Here is a 1,338-nt window from a genome sequence, read left to right as displayed (position 1 = left end):
CAGGCTGTTGAAATACCCCTCGCTGGCGAGCAGCACTTCATTTCAATGAGTCGCTGCGCCGGTTTGGTTGATGTCGATTTGATACTCGAAGTCTTTCATTCAGGTGGGGCCAATGCCATCTCCTCGCCGCCTTTCGCCCCTATGCCGCTTTGGCGGCGAGCGTGCGCATACGAGTCAGGTTGTAGGCCGCCTGAGTCAACAGGAAGAGCTGGTCGACTCGGTGCAGCCCCCGAAACATCGCCTGCCGAATCCTGCCGACCGTCTTGCTCCAGCCAAAGACCTGTTCGATGCATTTTCGCTTGCGTTGACTGATGGCATATCCGGGCCAGCGCGTTGTGCGTCCTTCGATGGCCGAGCCGCCCGCGCGGCCATCGTTTTGCGCAACATGTGGCGTCACGCCGTGTGCGCGGCACGTTGCCACGAAGCCGGCCGTGTCGTAGTTCTTGTCAGCACCTACGGTAATCGGTGTATTGGCAAACTGCGCAGCGTTCGCAAGCATTTCGGCCGCTGTGTCCCGCTCGGCTGTGCCACTAGCCTGCGTCACCTGTGCGTTCACCACGAGGCCATGCCGGTTGTCAGTCAGCACGTGACCCATGTAGCAAAGCATCGCGCCCGTGCCACGGCTCTTGCGAAACAGTCGCGCCTGACTGTCCGTGCTGGATTCATGCGTGTCGTTGCTACGCTTCTCACCATGCCAGTTCTCGTGAGAGCTGGCACCGCCGTCAGGCGGCGAGTCGTCGTCCGGCTTCGTCCTGGGCACGAAGCTCTTGTGTCCCGCCCAGGCCTGAATGAGCGTGCCGTCGACGCTGAAATGCTCCCCCGACAGGTGGCCACGCATGCGTGCTGTCTCGACCGTCTCGTTGAACAGACTGACAATGACATCATGGACCATCAGTCGGTCGCGGTTCTTGCTGAAAGTGGAGTGGTCCCAGACTGCATCGTCCATCGCCAGTCCGACGAACCAGCGAAACAGCATGTTGTAGGAGATTTGCTCCATCAACATGCGCTCGCTGCGAATCGAATACAACACTTGCAACAGCAGTGCGCGAATCAGCTTCTCCGGCGCGATGCTCGGTCGTCCGCCCTTCGCGTCGCTCTCGTACATGCGCGAGAAGACCGAATCCATGCGAGTGAGCGCATCGTTCAACCACAGCCGAATCGGTCGCAACGGGTGATTGGCCGGAATGAAGTCATCCAGCCGGGACATCGTGAACATCGACTCGGTATAGCCGTCCGCTCCGCGCATCGCTTCAGTCTCAGTGTTGTCCGGTTCTTTGTTTCAACGTTTACCCCTCCCGCGCGGATGACGTGCGTGGGAGGTATTTCAACAGCGTGCTA

1 protein-coding gene is annotated in these 1,338 nt (G+C 59.6%); it reads right to left on the bottom strand.

What is annotated here, in order from left to right; translation table 11 throughout:
* Window positions 1-139: 139 nt before the first annotated feature.
* The gene (locus tag AB3X86_RS38160) at window positions 140-1,246 is read right to left on the bottom strand and encodes an IS5 family transposase (RefSeq protein ID WP_368599888.1); all 1,107 of its coding nucleotides are present in this window, start codon (window positions 1,244-1,246) and stop codon (window positions 140-142) included.
* Window positions 1,247-1,338 lie beyond the last annotated feature (92 nt).

This window comes from Paraburkholderia sp. BR14374 (genome assembly GCF_040948685.1).
Classification (GTDB): Bacteria; Pseudomonadota; Gammaproteobacteria; order Burkholderiales; family Burkholderiaceae; genus Paraburkholderia; species Paraburkholderia youngii.
This window is presented reverse-complemented; position numbering and strand designations above follow the sequence as displayed.

Coding starts and splice junctions, on each gene's coding strand:
- AB3X86_RS38160 (WP_368599888.1), bottom strand. CDS start 1,246: ATGCGCGGAGCGGACGGCTATACCGAGTCGATGTTCACGATGTCCCGG.